Source organism: Streptomyces melanogenes (assembly GCF_014649795.1).
Taxonomy (GTDB): domain Bacteria; phylum Actinomycetota; class Actinomycetes; order Streptomycetales; family Streptomycetaceae; genus Streptomyces; species Streptomyces noboritoensis.
The window spans coordinates 566,083-587,847 of the sequence record NZ_BMTS01000002.1; the positions used below are offsets into that span (position 1 = coordinate 566,083).

Annotated in this window: 8 protein-coding genes and 1 pseudogene; 7 read left to right on the forward strand and 2 right to left on the reverse strand. The window is 71.0% G+C overall.

Annotation, left to right across the window (positions count from 1 at the left end):
* Window positions 1-90: 90 nt before the first annotated feature.
* Window positions 91-3,648 (forward strand): transcription-repair coupling factor, encoded by a 3,558-nt coding sequence (mfd, locus tag IE252_RS06520; RefSeq protein WP_190088305.1) that lies wholly within the window; start codon window positions 91-93, stop codon window positions 3,646-3,648.
* 103 nt (window positions 3,649-3,751) lie between these two features.
* On the opposite strand, the gene IE252_RS06525 is transcribed toward mfd, so the two are convergent.
* Window positions 3,752-4,003 (reverse strand): antitoxin, encoded by a 252-nt coding sequence (locus tag IE252_RS06525; protein ID WP_190088306.1) that lies wholly within the window; start codon window positions 4,001-4,003, stop codon window positions 3,752-3,754.
* Window positions 4,004-4,251: 248 nt separating this feature from the next.
* Between IE252_RS06525 and IE252_RS06530 the strand changes: the two genes are divergently transcribed.
* The gene (locus IE252_RS06530) at window positions 4,252-4,935 is read left to right on the forward strand and encodes an HNH endonuclease family protein (protein WP_229848029.1); all 684 of its coding nucleotides are present in this window, start codon (window positions 4,252-4,254) and stop codon (window positions 4,933-4,935) included.
* A 31-nt stretch (window positions 4,936-4,966) separates the two neighbouring features.
* On the opposite strand, the gene IE252_RS06535 is transcribed toward IE252_RS06530, so the two are convergent.
* Window positions 4,967-5,671 (reverse strand): Rv1352/Rv1906c domain-containing protein, encoded by a 705-nt coding sequence (locus IE252_RS06535; RefSeq protein ID WP_190088307.1) that lies wholly within the window; start codon window positions 5,669-5,671, stop codon window positions 4,967-4,969.
* A 176-nt stretch (window positions 5,672-5,847) separates the two neighbouring features.
* On the opposite strand from IE252_RS06535, the gene IE252_RS06540 reads away from it, so the two are divergent.
* The 5 genes and pseudogenes from IE252_RS06540 (at window position 5,848) to IE252_RS06560 (ending at window position 21,606) form a co-directional block, all read left to right on the forward strand.
* Window positions 5,848-7,899 (forward strand): N-6 DNA methylase, encoded by a 2,052-nt coding sequence (locus IE252_RS06540; protein ID WP_190088308.1) that lies wholly within the window; start codon window positions 5,848-5,850, stop codon window positions 7,897-7,899.
* A gap of 109 nt (window positions 7,900-8,008) precedes the next feature.
* Window positions 8,009-8,422 (forward strand): hypothetical protein, encoded by a 414-nt coding sequence (locus IE252_RS06545; RefSeq protein ID WP_190088309.1) that lies wholly within the window; start codon window positions 8,009-8,011, stop codon window positions 8,420-8,422.
* A pseudogene (locus tag IE252_RS06550) lies at window positions 8,419-9,834 on the forward strand (serine/threonine-protein kinase); the annotation flags it as partial. The gene IE252_RS06545 and the pseudogene IE252_RS06550, both read left to right, overlap by 4 nt.
* Before the next feature lie 323 nt (window positions 9,835-10,157).
* Window positions 10,158-20,975 (forward strand): LamG-like jellyroll fold domain-containing protein, encoded by a 10,818-nt coding sequence (locus tag IE252_RS43920; protein ID WP_190088310.1) that lies wholly within the window; start codon window positions 10,158-10,160, stop codon window positions 20,973-20,975.
* Window positions 20,976-21,066: 91 nt separating this feature from the next.
* Window positions 21,067-21,606, forward strand: coding sequence for a hypothetical protein (locus IE252_RS06560; RefSeq protein ID WP_190088311.1), 540 nt, complete (start codon window positions 21,067-21,069; stop codon window positions 21,604-21,606).
* Window positions 21,607-21,765: the final 159 nt, after the last annotated feature.

The following is a 21,765-nucleotide window of genomic DNA, read 5'->3' on the forward strand; positions in this document are numbered from 1 at the left end:
GGGCGACGGGCGGGCGTACGCTGGGAACCCCCGGCCCGTGTGACGTGTCGGGCGGTTCGCGTTGCCCTCTCCCCGGGATGGAAGCCCTTCATGAGCCTGCACGGTCTGCTGGACGCGGTGGTACGAGACCCGGCGCTCGCCGAAGCGGTGAAGGCCGCCACCGACGGCCACCGAAACCACGTCGACCTGGTCGGCCCGCCCGCCGCGCGGCCCTTCGCGGTGGCCGCGCTGGCCCGCGAGACCGGGCGCCCGGTGCTCGCGGTGACCGCGACCGGCCGGGAGGCGGAGGACCTGGCGGCGGCGCTGCGCTCGCTGCTGCCCCCGGACGAGGTGGTGGAGTACCCCTCCTGGGAGACGCTGCCGCACGAGCGCCTCTCGCCCCGCAGCGACACGGTGGGCCGCCGGCTCGCCGTGCTGCGCCGCCTGGCGCACCCCCGCGACGACGACCCGGCGGCGGGCCTGGTCAGCGTGGTGGTCGCGCCGATCCGCTCGGTGCTCCAGCCCCAGGTCAAGGGGCTCGGGGACCTGGAACCGGTGGCGCTGCGCAGCGGGCAGTCGGCGGATCTGAACGAGATCGTTGAGGGCCTGGCGGCCGCCGCGTACTCACGGGTCGAGCTGGTCGAGAAGCGCGGCGAGTTCGCCGTGCGCGGCGGCATCCTGGACGTCTTCCCGCCGACCGAGGAGCACCCGCTCCGGGTCGAGTTCTGGGGCGACGACGTCGAGGAGATCCGGTACTTCAAGATCGCGGACCAGCGCTCGCTGGAGGTCGCCGAGCACGGGCTGTGGGCGCCGCCCTGCCGCGAGCTGCTGCTCACCGACGAGGTGCGCGGCCGGGCCGCCGCCCTCGCCGAGGCGCACCCGGAGCTGGGCGAACTGCTCGGCAAGATCGCGGAGGGCATCGCGGTCGAGGGCATGGAGTCGCTCGCGCCGGTCCTGGTCGACGAGATGGAGCTGCTGCTCGACGTGCTGCCGAAGGGCGCCATGGCGGTGGTCTGCGACCCCGAGCGGGTGCGCACCCGGGCGACCGACCTGGTGGCGACCAGCCAGGAGTTCCTCCAGGCCTCCTGGGCCGCCACCGCCGGCGGCGGGGACGCCCCGATCGACGTCGGCGCTGCCTCGCTGTGGGGCATCGCGGACGTCCGCGACCGGGCCCGCGAGCTCGGCATGATGTGGTGGTCCATCTCGCCGTTCGCGTCCGACGACGCCGACCTGGACACTGTGACATCAGCCGCTGACGCGGCGGGCACCCTCAAGCTCGGCATGCACGCGCCGGAGACCTACCGGGGCGACACCCAGCGCGCCCTCGCCGACACCAAGCAGTGGCTCGCGGACGGCTGGCGCGCGGTCTATGTGACGGAGGCCCACGGCCCGGCGTCCCGCACTGTGGAGGTCCTCGGCGGCGAGGGCATCGCCGCGCGGCTCGACGCCGAGCTGGGCGAGATCAGCCCCTCGGTGGTCCACGTCGCCTGCGGCGCCCTCGACCACGGCTTCGTCGACCCGGCCCTGCGGCTCGCCGTGCTCACCGAGACCGATCTGACCGGGCAGCGCACGGCCAGCAAGGAGATGGGCCGGATGCCGGCCCGCCGCCGCAAGACCATCGACCCGCTCACCCTCCAGGTCGGCGACTACATCGTGCACGAGCAGCACGGCGTCGGCCGCTATCTGGAGATGGTCCAGCGCACCGTCCAGGGCGCCACCCGCGAGTACCTGCTGGTGGAGTACGCGCCCGCCAAGCGCGGCCAGCCCGGCGACCGGCTCTACATCCCCACCGACCAGCTGGAGCAGGTCACCAAGTACGTCGGCGGCGAGGCCCCGACCCTGCACCGGCTCGGCGGCGCCGACTGGACCAAGACCAAGCAGAAGGCCAAGAAGGCGGTCAAGGAGATCGCCGCCGACCTGATCAAGCTGTACTCGGCGCGGATGGCCGCCCCCGGCCACGCCTTCGGCCCGGACACCCCCTGGCAGCGCGAACTGGAGGACGCGTTCCCGTACGCGGAGACGCCCGACCAGCTCTCCACCATCGCCGAGGTCAAGGAGGACATGGAGAAGACGGTCCCGATGGACCGGCTGGTCTGCGGCGACGTCGGCTACGGCAAGACGGAGATCGCGGTCCGCGCCGCCTTCAAGGCCGTCCAGGACGGCAAGCAGGTCGCGGTCCTGGTGCCCACCACGCTCCTGGTCCAGCAGCACTACGGCACGTTCACCGAGCGGTACGGGCAGTTCCCGGTGAACGTGAAGGCGCTGAGCCGCTTCCAGACGGACACCGAGGCGAAGGCGACCCTGGAGGGGCTCAAGGACGGCGCCGTCGACATCGTCATCGGCACCCACCGCCTCTTCTCCTCCGAGACCAAGTTCAAGGACCTCGGCCTGGTCATCGTCGACGAGGAGCAGCGCTTCGGCGTCGAGCACAAGGAGCAGCTGAAGAAGCTCCGCGCCAACGTCGACGTGCTGACCATGTCCGCGACGCCCATTCCCCGTACGTTGGAGATGGCGGTCACCGGCATCCGCGAGATGTCGACGATCACCACCCCGCCGGAGGAGCGCCACCCGGTGCTCACCTTCGTCGGGCCGTACGAGGAGAAGCAGATCGGCGCCGCGATCCGGCGCGAACTGCTGCGCGAGGGCCAGGTCTTCTACATCCACAACCGGGTCGAGTCCATCGACCGGGCGGCCGCCCGGCTGCGCGAGATCGTCCCCGAGGCGCGGATCGCCACCGCCCACGGCCAGATGGGCGAGAGCCAGCTGGAGCAGGTCGTCGTCGACTTCTGGGAGAAGAAGTTCGACGTGCTCGTCTCGACCACGATCGTCGAGTCCGGCATCGACATCTCCAACGCCAACACGCTGATCGTCGAGCGCGGCGACAACTTCGGCCTCTCCCAGCTCCACCAGCTGCGCGGCCGCGTCGGCCGGGGCCGCGAACGCGGGTACGCGTACTTCCTCTACCCGCCGGAGAAGCCGCTCACCGAGACCGCCCACGAGCGCCTGGCGACCATCGCCCAGCACACGGAGATGGGCGCGGGCATGTACGTGGCGATGAAGGACCTGGAGATCCGCGGCGCGGGCAACCTGCTCGGCGGCGAGCAGTCCGGCCACATCGCGGGCGTCGGCTTCGACCTGTACATCCGGATGGTCGGCGAGGCCGTGGCCGACTACCGGGCGGCCGTCGAGGGCGGGGCGGAGGAGGAGCCGCCGCTGGAGGTCAAGATCGAGCTGCCGGTCGACGCGCACGTCCCGCACGACTACGCGCCGGGCGAGCGGCTGCGCCTCCAGGCCTACCGGGCGATCGCCTCGGCCAACTCCGAGGACGACATCAGGGCGGTCCGCGAGGAGCTCACCGACCGGTACGGCAAGCTGCCCGAGCCGGTCGAGAACCTGCTCCTCGTGGCCGGGCTGCGGATGCTGGCGCGGGCCTGCGGGGTCGGCGAGATCGTGCTCCAGGGCGCCAACATCCGCTTCGCGCCGGTGGAGCTGCGCGAGTCCCAGGAGCTGCGCCTCAAGCGCCTCTACCCGCGTACGGTCGTCAAGGCGCCCACGCACCAGATCCTGGTGCCGCGCCCGACGACGGGCAAGATCGGCGGCAAGCCGGTGGTGGGGCGCGAACTGCTGGCGTGGACGGGCGAGTTCCTCACCACGATCCTGGGGTCCTGAGACTCTGGGGCTCCGAGGGAAATCTCCTGACAGAAGAGGGGACGGGTGGGCCGCGCCCACCCGTCCTCCCACCGGCCTGCGGCCTGGCGGCCCGCCGGGAAGCTCAGGCCGGGGGCTGCTCCTGCTCGGGCTGTTCCGAGGGCTGCTCGGACGTCTGCTGCTCGACGGGCTGCTGCCCGGCGGCCTCCTGCGCGGACGTATCGATGCCGAGCACTTCCTTCGCCTTGTCCTGCGCCTGGTCGACCTGACCGGCGAACCGGCCGCCGGTCCTCTCGTCGACCTCGTCGCCGACGGACTCGACGAGGTCCTCCGCCTTGTTCTGCGCCTGGTCCTTGAAACGGTCGAGGATCCCCATCCGCGGTCTCCTTCGTCGGGGGAGGCAGGGACGGTCACGACGCTACGCGCCGCCGCCCCGCCGTGGGCGGGCCGCCGCCGGTGGAGTGGGGCACGGCCGGGTGCGGTCCCCGCGCCGCCGTACGCGGGCGCCCGGCCCGGCCGCGGCTTTCCGCCTTCGAGCCCCTATGGCCACCGGGTGGCCGGGTAGAAGTCACTCGGTCCATAGGATCGCGGGGTCCCGCCAACTTCCTCCGAGGACGGCCCGTTGTGACGCGTACGTACCGAATCGCCCTTCCCGCCGCCGCGCTCGCGGCCGCGCTCGCCCTCACCGGATGCTCCGACAGCAAGACCGACGCCAAGAAGGCGAAGCCCGGCGCGCCCGCCGCACAGGGCAGTGCCCTCGCCGCCGTCGACACCCTCACCGTGAAGGGCCGGGCGGCCAAGACCGGCTATTCGCGCGACCAGTTCGGCAAGGGCTGGACCGACACCGACGCCAACGGCTGCGCCACCCGGGAGGACATCCTCAAACGGGACCTCACGGACGTGAAGTTCAAGGACAAGTGCGACGTCGCTTCGGGGACGCTGACCAAGGACGTGTACACGGGCGAGACCATCAAGTTCGTCCGGGGCAGCAGCAAGGTCGACATCGACCATGTGGTGGCCCTCTCGGACGCCTGGCAGAAGGGCGCCCAGCAGTGGGACAAGAAGAAGCGGGTGGCCTTCGCCAACGACCCGCTGAACCTGCTGGCCGTGGACGCGAGCGCCAACCGCCGCAAGAGCGACGGCGACGCGGCGACCTGGCTGCCGACGTTCGCGGCGGGCCGCTGCACGTACGTGGCGGACCAGGTGGCCGTCAAGAAGAAGTACGAGGTGTGGGTGACGGACGCCGAGAAGGAGGCGATGAAGAAGGTCCTCACCGAGTGCCCGCAGCAGAAGCTGCCCACGGGGTGAGGCCCGGCCGCTCCTCGGGCACGGCTGACGCTCAGCCCGTCTTCACCCAGTCCTGGCAGCCGCTGCTCTTGAAGTACGCGTCGCCCGCGCCGACCTTCACGATCGCCGTGCCCGTCACGTTCTCGTTGGCGGCGATGGCCTCGGTGCTGTGCGAGGCGTCCTTGGCGCGCTCCCAGTAGCACTGGTCGTCCTTGTTGCCCGTCGACTTGTAGGTGCCGGGCGCGATGTCGGTGCCCACCTTGAACATGCCCCCGTTGCCCTTGAGCGTGGTCTTCGGGGTGCCCTTGGCCGGGGCCTTCGGGTCGACGAGGTGCCAGTCCTGGCAGTCGCTGCTTTTGAAGATCTTGTCGCCGGCCAGCACGGTGACGTAACTGGCGCCCGTCACGTTGTCGTTGGCGATGATCGCGTCGGTGCTGCCCGAGGCGTCCTTGGCGCGCTCCCAGTAGCAGCCGTCCTTGTTCCCGCTGCTCACGTACGTACCGGGCTTGATGTCCGAGCCGACCTGGAAGCTGCCGTCGCCGAGGCCCTTCTCCTTCTTCGCCTCGGGCTGCTGCGAACCGCCCGTCTTCTTCTCCGCCTTCTTGGGCGACTCCTGGGAGACCGCGCTCGTCGGGGACTTGTCGTCCGAGCCGCCGCCCGCGCCGACCGCGCCGCCGACGGCGATCACCGCGACGACCGCGCCGACGCCCGTGAGGACCTTGTGGCGGGCGAACCAGTTGCGCTTGTGCTGAGACATGGCTGTGCCTTTCCGACGGGCCTCGGGGGCCGTGTGAACCGATGGGTCAATCACAACAGAGACTGTGAACCGAGTCAACATGGTTCACAGGGGTGGATCGGTTCACGCTCGTGTATGGAGTGCTCAGGTGGTGATCGCTATGCTGGGAGGCACAACAGACGAGGGGAGTCGGGCCCGTGCCGGACAACGCAGCAGAGGTGACCGCTGCCGGAATCGCCCGGCTCGCCGGGGTGGGCCGGGCGGCCGTCAGCAACTGGCGCCGTCGCCACGCCGACTTCCCCAAGCCCGTCGGCGGCACCGAGACCAGCCCCTCCTTCGCCCTCCCCGAGGTCGAGCAGTGGCTGCGCGACCAGGGGAAACTCGCCGAGGTCCCGCTGCGCGAGCGCGTCTGGCAGCAGCTGTCCGGCCACCCCGCCGGAGCCGTGACGGGCCTGGTCCACGCGGGCCGCGCGCTCCTTCTCGTACGGGACGACCCCGACGAATGGCGCAGGCTCGCCGCGCTCTCCGACGCCGCGATGGCCGAGCGGCTGCCCAAGGTGCTGGACGAGTCGGTTCACAGCGGCCCTGTGAACACCCCCGCCCCGGCCCCGGCCGACTTCGCCGCGTCCGTGCCGCTGCTGCGCGGGGTCGGGGAGCTCGCCGCCGAGCTGGGCGCCCGGCAGACCTTCGAGTTCCTGCTCGGGCGCCACCTCGACGCCAACCCGCGCCAGTACACGCTGACCCCGCCCGGACCCGCCGAGCTGATGGCCGCGCTGGCGCTCGGCCCGCAGGCCGCCTCGGTGCTCGACCCCGCCTGCGGCACCGGCACGCTGCTGCGCGCGGTCCCGCACGCGGAGGCGGTGTACGGGCAGGACGCCGACCCGGAGCTCGCCGCGCTGGCGGGGCTGCGGCTCGCCCTGCACGGCCCGGCCGAGGTGCGCACCGCCGCCGCCGACTCGCTGCGCGCCGACGCCTTCCCCGACCTCGCCGTCGACGCGGTGCTCTGCCACCCGCCGTTCAACGAGCGCAACTGGGGCCACGACGAGCTCGCCTACGACCCGCGCTGGGAGTACGGCCTGCCCGCCCGCACCGAGTCCGAACTCGCCTGGGTGCAGCACGCGCTGGCCCGGCTGCGCGAGGGCGGTACCGCCGTCCTGCTCATGCCCCCGGCCGCCGCGTCCCGCCGCTCCGGCCGCCGCATCCGCGCCGGGCTGCTGCGCCGGGGCGCCCTGCGGGCGGTGATCGCGCTGCCCGCCGGAGCAGCGCCGCCGTACGGCATCCCGCTCCAGCTGTGGGTGCTGCGCAGGCCGGGCGTGGGCAGCCACCCCGCGCCCGAGCTGCTGCTCGTGGACGCGGCCGGGCTGCCCGGCGGCGACGGGGGCGGCCGCGACAAGCTGCCCTGGCAGGCCGTGCAGAGCGCGGTCCTGGAGGCCTGGGCGCCGTTCGACCGGGACGGCACCGCCGAGGAGCGGCCCGGGGTCAGCCGCGCGGTCCCGGTCATCGAACTCCTCGACGACGACGTGGACCTGGCCCCCGCCCGGCATCTGCCGCCCCCGGCCGCGGCGGGCGGTGCCGACGCGCTCGAAGCCGTACGCGAGGAGCTCGGCGCGACGCTGCGGCGGACCGCCGAGCTGACCCCGCCGCCCGCCGGGCCCGCCCCGCACCCGGGCGCCCGGCTGCCGCTCACCACGGTCGGCGAACTCGCCCGCGCGGGTGCCCTGGTGCTGCGCTCCGGCGGCGCGGGCGCCTCGGCCCCGGGCGTGCCGGTGCTCACCGAGCAGGACGTGCTGAGCGGCACCGCCCCCTCCGGCGCCCTGCCCGACGGCCCCGCCGAGGAGCCGGTGCTGACCGAAGCCGGTGACGTGGTGGTGCCGGTGCTCGGCGGCGGCACGGTCGCGCGGGTGGTCGACGCGGCCACCGCCGGGGCGGCGCTGGGCCGCAACCTCCAGCTGCTGCGGCCCGCACCTGCCGCCCTCGACCCCTGGTTCCTCGCCGGGTTCCTGCGCGGCACCGCCAACAACCGCCAGGCCAGCAGCTACGCGACCACCGCGTCCCGGCTCGATGTGCGCAGGCTCCAGCTGCCCCGGCTGCCGCTGGCCGAACAGGCACGGTACGGCGAGCGGTTCCGCGCGCTCGCCGCGTTCGAGGACGCGCTGCGGCTCGCGGGACGGCTCGGCGAGCAGCTGGTGCAGGGGCTGCACGACGGCCTCACGGACGGTGTCGTAAGGCCGGAGCAGACCGGGGGTTGATCCGGACCGCCCGGTTCCACCCCCGCACCCCTGACCTGGGTGGACCCTGACCGGGCGTCACCTTTACGCTCTGGCCAGCGATGTACGTACCGCCCTGTCAGGAGCAGAGATGCCGAGCCCCGCGAGCGTGAAGGTGATCACCGTTCGGGTGGTCTTCTCCGTGCTGGTGGTGCTCACCCTCGGTCTGCTGGCGTGGACGGCGATGCTGCGGCTCGCCATCATGCGCCGCACCCGGCGCGACTGGCTGCTGTTCTGGGGCCAGTTGGCGGTCAACATCGGCTGTCTGTCGATGCTGCACACCCACTTCAAGGACACCTGGGCCTCGAACGTCGGGATGGCGCTCCTGCTGGTGCAGGCCCTCGTCGTGGTCGTCTACTACCTGGTCGTCGACATCCACTTCCACCAGCGGCGCGTCCCGGCGCCGCCCCCGTACCCCCCGGCGCCGCCGTCCCCGCGCATCCACCAGGTCCGCGCCGAACTCGACGAGCTCAGCTCCCTGCTGCGCCAGCAGGAGGGCCGGTGAGCGCCGGGCGCGTGGTCGGCGGGCGCTACGAGCTGGCGGCGCTGCTCGGCCAGGGCGGGATGGGCCAGGTCTGGACGGCGTACGACCAGCGCCTGGACCGCCGGGTCGCGGTGAAGCTGCTCCGCCCCGACGTGGTGGCGGGCGCGAGCGCCGCCGACGAGACCCGGCGCCGGTTCGTGCGCGAGTGCCGGGTGACCGCGCAGGTCGACCACCCGGGCCTGGTCACCGTGCACGACGCGGGCAGCGACGGCGACGACCTCTACCTCGTCATGCAGCACGTGGAGGGCGCCGACCTCGCCGACCACCTCGCCGAGCACGAGCCCTACCCCTGGCCGTGGGCGGTGGCGGTCGCGGCCCAGCTGTGCGCGGCCCTGTCGGCCGTGCACGCGGTGCCGATCGTCCACCGCGACCTCAAGCCGCGCAATGTGATGGTGCGCCCCGACGGCACGGTCACCGTCCTCGACCTCGGGGTCGCCTCCGTCCTCGACCACGACACCACGCGGCTGACCCGCACCGGCTCGCCGATCGGTTCCCCGGCGTACATGGCGCCCGAGCAGGCGATGGGCGGCGCGGTCGGCCCGTACACGGATCTGTACGCGCTCGGCGTGCTGCTCCACGAACTGCTCAGCGGAAACGTTCCGTTCGCCGGGTCCACCGCGCTCGGCGTGCTCCACCGCCACCTCTACGAGCCGCCGCTGCCGGTCCGCCAGGTCCGCCCGGAGGTGCCGGAGGCCCTGGAGGCGCTGGTGCTGCGGCTGCTCGCCAAGGACCCGGCGCACCGGCCCGGCTCCGCGCAGGAGGTGTACGAGGCGCTGGCTCCGCTGCTTCCGGTGCGCGGCACCCCGGCCGGGCACCCGCTCGACCCGACGCGCCCGTTCCTGCGCCCGCACGCCCCCTGGCCGGACCGCACGGCCACCCCGCCACCGGTCCAGGCCCAGCCGCCGGTTCCGCGGCAGGCACCCGACCCGCGCCTCGCACCCGCCCCGCCTCAGCCCGATGTCGCGGGCGCCGTCGACGAGGCCAAGCGGCTGCTCGGGGAGGGGCGGATCACCCAGGCCGTGGACATCCTCGGCGCGATCCTGCCCGCCGCCGCCGACCGGCACGGCGAGGGCTCCCCGGTGGTGCGGATCCTGCGCAAGCAGTACGCGGCGACGCTGATGGACGACGGCCAGTACCGCCGGGCGCTGCCCGAGCTGCGCCGGCTCGCCGAGGAGCGGGCCGCCGAGGCGGGCCCGGCCGACCCGCAGGCCCTCGCGTTCCGCCACGACGCCGCGCTCTGTCTGGAACAGCTCGGTGACGGCCCCGCCGCGCTGGCCGAGTACCGCGCGGTCCTGCCGTACTTCGAGAGTCCGTACGGCACCGGCGACCCGGCCCGCGCGGCCGAGATCCGGCGGCGTGTGGACCAACTGCTGCGTCTCGCGGCCGTCGCGGGACGTTCTTGACCAGCGCGTTCCCGCGTCACGCGGAGGCATCCCGGCGGACTTCTTCTGGCAAAAGTACGGGAAAGCGCTAAACGGGCAGACGGAACAACCCATTCCACTTAAGCAATGGGTTGCCCAAGCAGCTGCCAAGAACAGGTCTGCTGACTGTCATTTAGGCGCTCTTTACGGACAAGATCGGCGCGTTTCTGTCTTTGGCCGAACTGTGCCTATCTTCAGGGAGTCGCCCCGTGCGCCCGCGCCCCTTCCGCCGTTCCATACGGCGGCCCTCGTTGTACCGCCGCCGTCAAAGACGCGTGGCACTGCTGCTGCTCACCAGCATCGCGCTGATGCTGACCACCCAGCAGGCCGTGGCCGACGACGCCCATCTGGGCCGGATCTCGCTGCCCAGCCTGAGCTCGATTACCGCCTGGTTCAAGGACCCGCACTGGGGCTCGCTGCCCAAGCAGCAGGGCGGCACCGCCGCCGGGCACGGCCACCACGCCAGCGCCGCCGCCACCAAGGCGAACAAGGGCAAGGGCCACAAGCCGGGCAAGGGCCACGGCGAGCTCGACGCCTACCACCCGTACGCGAAGGCCACCAAGGGCGGCAAGAGCGGCTCGGCCCAGGGCTTCAACGCCAAGACGAGCCACCGCAATCCGGCCAAGTCGTCCCGTACCGCGACAGTCTTCGACAACGCGGACGGCTCGATGACCCGGCAGATCGCCATGACGCCGGTGAACTACAAGGACGAACAGGGCAAATGGCGGCCCATCGACGTCGATGTGAGAGCGGGGCCGGACAAGCGCTGGCACGAGTCCGCCAACTCCCTCGACGTCGACTTCGCCGCCAAGGCCGCCGACTCGGCGCTCGCCTCGTTCGCCACCGACGGCTCGCACGCCCTGAGCTACGGCCTCCAGGGCGCGGCCCCCGTCACCGGCACCGCGCACGGCTCCCGCGTCACCTACGCCAACGTGCTCCCCGGCACCGACCTGGAGCTCGCGCCCACCGCGACCGGGCTCAAGGAAGCGATCGTCCTGCACTCCGCGAAGGCCCAGAACACCTGGACCTTCCCCCTCGACCTCAAGGGTCTGACCGCGAGCCAGGCGAAGGACGGCTCCATCGACCTGGTGGACACCTCCGGCAAGACCGTCGAGCGCATCCCTTCCGCGTACGCCTACGACGCGAAGGTCGATCCGCGCTCCGGTGACCCGGCCACCACCCACTCCGTCACCTACCAGCTGGTCCGCCAGGGCGCGAAGACCGCGCTGAAGGTCACCCTGGACCCGCGCTGGCTGCACGACAGCGCGCGCGTCTTCCCGGTCACCGTCGACCCGACCGTCACCGACGGCTGGACCACCACCTACGCGGAGTCCGGCATCCCCGCCGGCGACCACTCGTCCGAGCAGACCGTCAAGGTCGGCTCCTACGACTCCGGTCCGCACTCGGCGGCCTCGTACGTCAACCACTGGTACAACACCTGGGACGGCACGCACGCCACGGTCACCTCGGCGACCCTGCACCTCTTCGACACCTGGGCCTCCACCTGCACCCCGGAGCGCTTCGACGTCGCGCTGGTCACCCAGGCCTGGAAGCCGAACACGGTGACGAGCTACCCCGGCCCGTCCTACGGCGCCTCCATCGGCAACGCGACCCCGAACGTGCCCAAGGCCTGCGCCAACACCGGCGCCGACCGGACCGTGGGCGACTGGGTGGACGTGCCGCTGACCACCAGCGCGATCCAGGGCTGGTTCAACGGCACCACCGCCGACAACGGCCTCGCCGTCTACGCGGCCACCAACGACAACCTGCACTGGAAGCAGTTCGGCTCGTTCAACGACCCGGCGCTCGGCCCATACATGTCGGTCACCTACACCGGCAACGCGGCCCCGCAGATCTACCAGCAGTACCCGAACAACAACGCCGTCGCGAACACCACCACGCCCGAGCTGACCGCCTGGGCCGGCGACGACGTCACCACCACCCCGCAGTACGACTTCCAGGTCTACGACAACACCAACACCAAGATCGCCGACTCGGGGCTGATCGCGGCCGGTGACTGGACGGTCCCGGCGGGCAAGCTCAAGTGGGGCCAGACGTACTACTGGACGGTCCAGGGGTACGACGGCTCGCTCTACACCCCGGCAGCCGACTGGTACGCGCTGCAGATCCAGGTGCCCCAGCCGGTGATCACCTCGGGGCTGTCGCAGAACAGCGGCAACCACGGCTTCGACGCGTCCAACGCCAACTACACCACCAGCGACACGGACGCCTCCATCTCCACCGTCGGCCCCAGCCTCGACGTGGAGCGGTTCTACAACTCCCGTGACCCGCGCTGGACCGGTTCCTTCGGCTCCGGCTGGTCGTCGATCCTCGACACCCGCGCCACCGAGCAGTACAACGCGGCGGGCGCCGTCACCGGCGCGGTCGTCTCCTACCCGAACGGCTCGCAGGTCGGGTACGGCAAGAACGGCGACGGCAGCTTCTCGGCCGGCTCCGGCCGCTTCTCCACGTTCAAGTCGGTCACCGGCGGCTACTCGCTGACCGACAAGGACGACACCGTCTACACCTTCACCCAGGCGCTCGGCTCCGGCGGCTACGGCCTCACCTCGGTGACCGACGCCAACGGCCGCGCCCTGAACCTCACCTGGTCCGGCGGCCGTGTCTCCAAGCTGGCCTCGGCCGTCTCCGGGCGCGCCCTGAACGTCACCTGGTCCACGCCGTCGGGCGCGGCCGCCGCGCACGTGGCGACCGTCGTCACCGACCCGGTCGTCGGCACCGACCAGTCGACCGCGCTGACCTGGACCTACGGCTACACCGGCGACCAGCTCGTCTCGGTCTGCTCGCCGTCGTCCACCACCGCCTGCACCAAGTACACCTACACCGCGGGCTCGCAGTACCAGAACGCCTCGCTCGACCTCGACCCGCGCGCCATGTGGCCGCTGTCGGACGCGTCGGGCACGGTCGCCAAGGACGCCGTCCTCGGCAACCAGAGCACCCTCGACGCCACGTACAAGAACGTCACGCTCGGCCAGGCGGGCCCGCCGAACGGCGGCACCGCCGCAGGGTTCAACGGGACCACCTCCGCCGTGGCGCTCCCCAACGACACCGGCAACAACACCGACTCGGGCGCCCTGTCGCTCTGGTTCAAGACCTCCGCCGGTCCCGGCGTGCTCTACTCGTACGCCTCGCAGCCCATCGACGCGGGCAACGCGGCGGGCTACTACACCCCGTCGATCTACGTCGGCAGCGACGGCAAGCTGAACGCCGAGTTCTGGTACAGCGGCGGCATCGCCCCGCTCACCACCTCCGCGGCGGTCACCGACGGCAAGTGGCACCACGTGGTGCTGTCCGCCGCGGGCAACTCGCAGACGCTGTTCCTCGACAACGCCAAGGTCGGCTCGCTCTCGGGCACCGTCTCCATCAAGAGCGGCACCGCGTTCGGCAAGAACCAGCCGTTCAACTACCTCGGCACCGGCTTCCTGGGCGGCAACTGGCCCGACCAGCCGCACCAGAGCAGCACCAGCAAGACCGGCTACGCCACCTACTTCAACGGCTCCATCGCGGGTGCCGCGTGGTACGACCGCCCGCTGGTCGCCGCCGACGTCAGCGCGCTCTACAACTACGGCACGCACGCCTCCAGCCTGCTGTCCTCGGTCACCCGCCCGTCCGGCAAGACGTACGCGGCGATGACCTACGACCCGGGCACGGCGGCGCTCACCCAGCTCACCGACGAGAACGGCGGCGTCTGGAAGCTCGGCGCCCCCACGGTCACCGGCTCCAGCCAGACCTACCGGGGAGCGGTCCTCGGCGGCGCGCCCGCCACGTACTTCCGCCTCGGTGAGGCGGCCGGCGCGAGCACCGCGGTCGACGAGACGCGCGGCGGCACCGGCACGTACAACAGCGTGACGCTGGGGGCCACCGGGCCGTTCAGCGACCAGAAGGCGGCCGCCTTCAACGGGACCGGCTCCTGGGTGCAGGTGCCGGACGTCCAGACCGGCAGCACCGCCGCCTCCGCCGAGCTGTGGTTCAGCACCACGCGCGGCGGCGCGGTCCTGATGAACGCGCAGAACGGGCCGATCGGGGGCACGGTCTCCTCGACCACCCCGCAGCTGTGGATCGGCACCGACAACAAGCTGTACGGCGGCTTCTACACCACCTCCGGCTCCGTCCAGATGGGCACCACCGGCACGGTGACCGACGGCAAGTGGCACCACGTGCTGCTCTCCGCCACGGGCAGCGGCCAGACGCTGTACCTTGACGGCACCCAGGCCGCCACCAAGACCGGCACGGCCGCGCTCACCACGGGCGGCCGCACCACCGACTACCTCGGCGCCGCCACCACCGGCTCCGGCTGGGCCGGTCTGCCCTACCCGGCGACCGTGTACTTCAACGGCTCGCTCGCCGAGGCCGCGACCTACCGCACCGCGCTGACCGCGCAGGACGCGGCGGCGCACTTCCAGGCCGCGAAGAACTCCACGGGCCTGCTGCCGGTGTCGACCGTCAAGGTCACCTCCCCGGCCGACGCCACCCTCACCTACCAGTACGACGTCAACCACAACAACCGGACGCTGACCGAGACCGACGGCCTCGGCAACACCACCAGCTTCGGCTACGACACCGGTGGCTTCGAGCACACCGTCACCGACCCCAACGGGGCGACGACGGTCACCGGCCACGACGTCCGCGGCAACACGGTCTCCACGACCACCTGCCAGAACCAGGCCGCCAACGCCTGTTCCACGGAGTACTTCAGCTACTTCCCGGACGACACCACCGAGCAGCTCACCACCGCCGACCCGCGCAACGACATCCTGCTCACCCGGCGCGACGGCCGCTCGGCCTCGGCGACGGACAACACGTATCTGACGTCCTTCGGCTACGACAGCGCGGGCAACCAGACCACCATCACCGGTCCGGCCGTGGCGGGCTTCCCCAACGGGCGCACCACCACGACCGTCTTCAGCGACGGCACCGCCACCTACCCGGCGACCGGCGGCGGCAACGTCCCCAAGGGCCTGCCGGTGCGCACGGTCAGCCCGGGCGGCGCGGTCAACTCCGTCGCCTACTTCAAGAACGGCGACGTGGCCTCCACCACGGACGCCGGCGGTCTGGTCACCTCGTACGCCTATGACGGCGTCGGCCAGGTCCTGAGCAAGAAGGTCGTCTCCGACACCTACCCGGCCGGGCTCACCACGACGTACACGTACGACGCGGACGGCCAGGTCGTGCAGGAGAAGGACCCGCAGCTCACCGACCGGGTCACCGGCGCGGTGCACGCGGCGGTCTCCAGCACCGTCTACGACGTCGACGGCAACATCACCTCGCAGTCGGTCGCGGACGGCAGCGGCGGGGACTACACCCGCACCGAGACGCAGACCTACGACGCGTACGACCACGTCGCCACCAAGAAGGACGCCAACGCCAACGCGGGCGCGGCCAACGGCAGCACGGTCACGTACACCTACGACAACCAGGGCAACAAGACCAAGGAGGTCACCTCCTCGGGCACCGAGACGCGCTACACGTACGACGACAACGGTCAGCTGCTGACCCAGGGCGTCATGTACACGGGCGACCCGGTGAACCCGCAGTCCCCGACGCTGCTCACCGAGTCCTCGCGGGCCTACGACCCGTCGGGCCGCCTCGCGTCGGTCACCGACGCCATGGGCTCGACGACCTCGTACACCTACACCGACAACGGTCTGACCTCGACGGTCACCAAGAAGAGCGCCGACGGCAGCAGCTCCAACGTCCTGCAGTCCAACTCCTACGACGCCGCGGGCAACCTGCTCTCCAGCGCCACCGACAACGGCGAGACCGTCACGACCAACACGGTCGACGCGGCCTCCCGCAACACCTCCACCACCCTCGACCCGGGCGGTGTGGCCCGGGTGACCAGCGTGTCGTACACGCCGGACGACGAGATCGCCACCGAGAACAGCCACGACTCCTCGGGCTGGGACCGCACGGTCACCAACGCGTACGACGCGATGGGCAACAAGATCGCCGAGACGCTGTACGGGGACGCCGCCGGGCACCCGACCGGCTGGTGGAAGCTCGACCAGTCCTCCGGCTCGACCGTCACCGACGCCTCCGGCTCCGGCAACACCGCCGCCGCCACCGGCGTGACCTGGAACGACTCCGCGGCCAACTTCGCGGGCAACGCGGGCCAGCAGATCGCCACCAACGGCCCGGTGCTGGACACCGCCGCCTCCTACACGGTCTCCGCGTGGGTGAACATGGCGTCGCTGCCGACCCACAACGCGACGGTCGTGGCCCAGGCGGGCACCACCAACAGCGCGTTCATGCTCCAGTACAACTACGCGCACACCAACGCGCCGCTGTGGTCCATGGAGCAGACCAGCACGGACGCGGCGGGGACCTCGTTCCCGGCCGCCTACTCCACGGCCAAGCCCGTCGCGGGCACCTGGACGCACGTCGTCGGCGTGTACAACGCCACCAACGGCGCCGTGCAGGTCTACGTCAACGGCACGCTCTCCGGCAGCGCCACCAACAGCGCGCCCTGGAGCGCGCACGGGCCGCTGATGATCGGCGCCGCGAAGTACGGCGGCGGCGTGGTCGACGCGCTGCCCGGCGGGGTCTCGAACGTGCAGGTCTACCAGCGCGCGTTCACCTCGACCGACGTCACCTCGCTGTACGGCAAGGGGCGCACCGGCGGCACCGCCGCCTCCTCGGACGAGCAGAAGACCACGTACACGTACGACCAGCGCGGTCTGCGCACGTCCATGACGGACGCCAACCAGAACACCACCACCTACGCCTACGACGAGGCCGGGAACCTGGCGGTCGCCACCGCCCCGGCCGTCCAGGCGGAGACGGACGGCACCAACCCGCTGACCGTGCGCCCCGTCACCACCAGCGGCTTCAACACCTTCGGTGAGGCCGTCGAGGAGCAGGGCCCCAACGGCGACGTGACCACCACGGCCTACGACGCCAACGGCAACAAGGTCATGGAGACCCTGCCGTCCTACACCCCGGCCGGGGGGACCACCCCGGTCACCGCTCCCGCCACCTGGACGTACGACAGCGAGGGCAACCAGACGTCGTCGACCAGCCCGGGCGGGCGCACCACCAGCTACCTCTACGACCAGCTGGGCCGGGTCGCCCAGGTCACCAGACCCGACGGCGCCACCGTGCACACCACGTACGACAACGCCGGCGAACCGCTCTCGGTGACCGACGGCACCGGTGCCACCACCCAGGCGACCTACGACTACCTGGGCCGCCAGCTCACCTCCACCACGCTGGAGCGGTTCCCGTCCACCCGGACGCTGACCAGCACCAACTCCTACGCGGTGACGGCGGGCAACCCGTACGGCACGCACATCTCGTCGTCGACGACGCCGGGCGGGGTCACCACCTCGTACGGCTACGACCGCGCGGGCGAGACCACGTCGGTCACGGACGGGGCGGGCAACACCACCCGGTTCACGTACGACTTCCAGGGCAACCAGCAGAAGACGATCCTGCCGGACAACACCTGGACGCAGACCGACTACAACGCGGCGGGCCAGCCGACCTACAACAAGCAGTACGACGCCTCGGACACCCTGCTCTCGCAGGCGTCCATCACCTACGACGCGGTGGGCAACGCGGTCAGCACGACCGACGCGCTGGGCCACACCTCCCGCTTCACCTACGACGCGGCGGGCACGGTCACCCAGGAGATCCAGCCGGTCTCCGACACCTCGTCGATCACCACCTCGTTCGGCTACGACCAGGCGGGCCACCGCACCCGGTTCACCGACGGGCGGGGCAACTCCTGGCGCTACACCTTCACGCCGTGGGGCCAGCAGGAGAAGGTGATCGAGCCGTCCACCGCGCAGTACACCTCGGCGGCGGACACCACCACCACCTTCAGCTACGACGCCGACGGCCGGATGGTCAAGGCGGTCAAGCCGGGCGGTACGTCGACGTCCCTGACGTACGACACCAACGACCAGGTCCTGACGATGGACGGGCAGGGCGCGGACGCCGCGACCGCCACCCGCTCCTTCAGCTACGACAAGTCGGGCCGGATCCTGTCGGCCGACACCGCCGAGGCGGGCATCACGGGCAACGCCGACCACCAGTCGGCCACCCATGAGGCGTTCGGCTACGACGACCGCGGCGACCTGCTCAACGCGTCCGGCTCCGCCGGTTCGTCCAGCTTCACCTACAACGCCGACTCGTCGCCGCTGACCCGCACCGACGCGGCCGGCACCACGACGTACGGCTACGACACCGCGGGCCGACTGTCCACCCTGGACGACGCGGCCACCGGCAACCGCCTCACGTACACCTACGGCAAGCTGAACGAGATCTCCCAGATCAAGTACGGCGCCACCGGCCAGACCCGCACCTACAGCTACGACAGCGCCCACCGGCTGACCGGCGACACCCTGATGCAGGGCGCCACCGGCCTCGCCTCCATCGGGTACGGCTACGACAAGAACGGCAACCTGACGTCGAAGACGACGACCGGGGTGCCGGGCGCGGCGAGCCACACGTACACCTACGACTACGCCAACCGGCTCAGCTCGTGGAACAACGGCTCCACGACGACCACCTACGGCTACGACGCCTCCGGAAACCGCACCCGGGTCGGCGCGGACGTCTACACCTATGACGCCCGCGACCAGCTGACCTCGGACGGCAACCACACCTACTCCTACTCGGCCCGGGGCACCATGACCCAGCAGGCCGGGTCGGACGGCACGGTGGCCTTCACCACCGACGCGTTCGGCGCCCAGATCACCGCGGGCACCCACGCGTACAACCTGGACGCGGCCGGGCGGAACATCACCGACACCGACACCGCGACCCAGGGCAGCCGCACCTTCCAGTACTCGGGCGCGAGCAACACCATCGCCTCCGACGGCAACTACACCTACACCTACGACCCGTCGGGCTCGCTGGTCGGCGTCGGCAACGGCCCCTCCGGCAGCGCGCTGGCCCTCACCGACCAGCACGACGACGTGATCGGCACCTTCACCGCCGGCGCGACCGCGCTGTCGGGCTCGGCGAGCTACGACCCGCTGGGCAGGGGCGTCGGCACCAACACCGTGCTCGGCCACCTCGGCTTCCAGTCCGGCTGGACCGAGCCCGGCTCGGGCGACGTGGGCACGGCCTCGCGCTGGTACAACCCGGCGACCGGCCAGTTCCGCAACAAGGACAGCATCTCGCTGAACCCGGTCCCGAACTCGGTGTCCGCGAACCCGTTCGCGTACGTCAACGACAACCCGCTCGCGGGCACGGACCAGTCCGGCAACTGCTCCTGGTACGACGTGGTGTGCGGCGCCAAGAAGGTGGCCCACAAGGCCGCGGCGGTCGTCCACCAGGTCGTGGCGCCGGTCTACCACGCCGCCGTCCAGGTGGTGCACCAGGTCGTCCAGGTCGCCAAGCACGTGGCGAAGAAGGTCGTCCACCAGGTCCGTGACGTGTACCGCAAGACGGTGCGCGTGGTGCGCCGCGTCTACCACTACGCGGTGCGCAAGGTGAAGCGGGTCTACCACGCGGCGGTCCATGCCGTTCATACGGCGTACCACAAGGTCACCAAGACGGTGAAGCGCGTGGTCCACGCCGCGAAGAAGGTCGCCAAGGCGGCCGTGCACACCGTCGCGAAGGCGGCCCGCACGGCCTACCACGCCACCGTGAAGGCGGCGAAGACCACGGCCACGTTCGTGAAGCACCACGCGGCCGCGATCACCTCGTTCGTGGTCTCCACGGCGGTCTTCATGGGCTGCGAGGCGGTCACCGCGGGCGTCGGCTCCATCGGCTGCGCGGCGGTCGCCGGAGCGGTCGGCTCCCTGGTCACCCAGGGCTTCGCCTGCGCCCAGAAGGGCGGCGACGCGTGCAGCCTCGGCGCCTTCGCGGGCTCGGCACTGGAGGGCGCGGCGTCCGGAGCACTGGGCGGCGTCCTCGGCAAGATCGGCGGCTCCCTGCTGGCGAAGGCGGCCCCCAAGGCGATGAAGGCCGTGGGCGGCCTGTTCGGGAAGGGGGCCGCGGCTGAGGAGACCGCGGCGAAGGACGCGACGGAGACGGCGGCGTCCAGGGCGCAGTCGGAAGGGGCCGGTGGGCGTAGCGGGAGCCGCTCGGGCTGCACGCGTCCCCACAGTTTCACCGGCAACACCCAGGTGCTGATGGCCAACGGCACCGCCAAGGCCATTGACAGGGTCGAGATCGGTGACACGATCACGAACTCTGTTCCGGGGGCCGCAGCCACCGAGGCGCACAAGGTCACCGGTGTCATCGTCACGAAGACGGACCACGACTTCGTGGACCTGACCATTCGTGCCACCAAGCGGGACGCCACCAAGTCGCTCGCGAAGAAGTCTGTCCGCAAGGCCGGGTTCGTTCTGGCGGCGTCGGCAGCGGTTCTCGGCGCCATGACGGCAACCCCGCAGAAGGCGGAGGCGGCCCCGGCCACCACCGCTTCGAGCGAGGTCGACGCCAAGGGCGACCACCTCACCACCACGTTCCACCACCCGTTCTACGACGCCACGCAGTCGGCGTTCGTGGAGGCGAAGGACCTCCACGAGGGCGACGTCCTCCAGACCCCGACCGGCACGGCCGAGGTCACGGACGTCCGTCTGTACCACGCGAACACGACGACGTACGACCTGACGATCGGCACCCTCCACACCTACTATGTGGAGGCTGGGGACACCCCGGTCCTCGTTCACAACTGCGATGTCGCCACCGAAGACGACGCACGTTTGGCCATGGACCGGGCGGAAGAGCTTCAGTCGGGACGTAAGGACTACTGGTTGGCCCACGAGAAGGGAACGACAGCGGCTATCGGAGTCTGGAACTCGCTTGAGAAGAAGCTGACCCTTCGGATTGGGATCAACGGTTCCGGCGGTATGCCGGAGAACTTTGTCCTGCGTGAGGGTGAAGAGTTCGTTCAGGCCGCGGGCCACGCCGAAGAAGGCATTTTGAACGGCCTCAAGGAGCATGAGCATGCGATCTTTGGGGCTGCTTCGAGAAACTTCTGCAACGCGACGTGTCACCCGATGATCCTCAACCCGGAAAACCTGAACGTGAACGCGGTAAAAATCGGCGGTGCGGGAATTCGTGGGCATATGCCCAAGAACTCACCCTTCACGCTGTTCTGGTCACCGAAGGGGTGAGTTGTCTGTGGCTAGATACCATGATGTGGTTCCTCTGCGAGACGCTTCAGGGGCTGTCCTGACAGCCTTCTGTGCGGCTGTGGCGGAGCGCATGCTCGACGTGTACGCAGGGATGGTCGAGGAAGACGAGTCGGATTGGGCGGAAGCCTCTCTGGCGACGGTCTGGGAGGTCGTGGCGGCTGAATCAGATTCAGACGCTTGTGCGGAGGCCCTGGAGGTCATGGAGGCGGAGTCTTCCGATGAGGAAGGCGATGTCGGATCTGCCTTCTACGCCGCGCGGATTCTCGACCTCCTTGGGTTGGCTCTGGAGTCCGCTCTGCGGCCGGACTTCACGAAGGCGGAGTTTGTGGCGAATACAGCAGAGACGCTGTTGGGTTCCCTGGACTTCACGCTTTCCGGAGAGCAGTCCGTCATCTACCGCCCGGGGGAGCAGGTTCCGCCACCAGGCCCACTGGTGTCTCGGGACGTTGCGGCCGATGCGGAATTCTTCGAGGTGCTTCGGGGAGCGGGGCTGAGGGTCGATGCCCCCGTTGTCCCGGCTGCCGTCGTCTCGGAAATCCGCCGAGCCTCGCGCGAGGCGGGTGAGGAGTACGCCCGAGCAGTACGGGGCGTCATCTCCGACCAAGGCTGACCGCCCTGGTGTACTCCACGCCGCGGTTCGGGTGCCGGGCATGCGTCCGGCGCCCGTCCGCGGGCATGGCCGTCAGGTGCCCCCGCTCGGTAGGCTCATGATCGGCCTCATGCCTCGGGAACCGTGGTTCGAGGTCCCCGAGGCGTAACGCACGTCAGC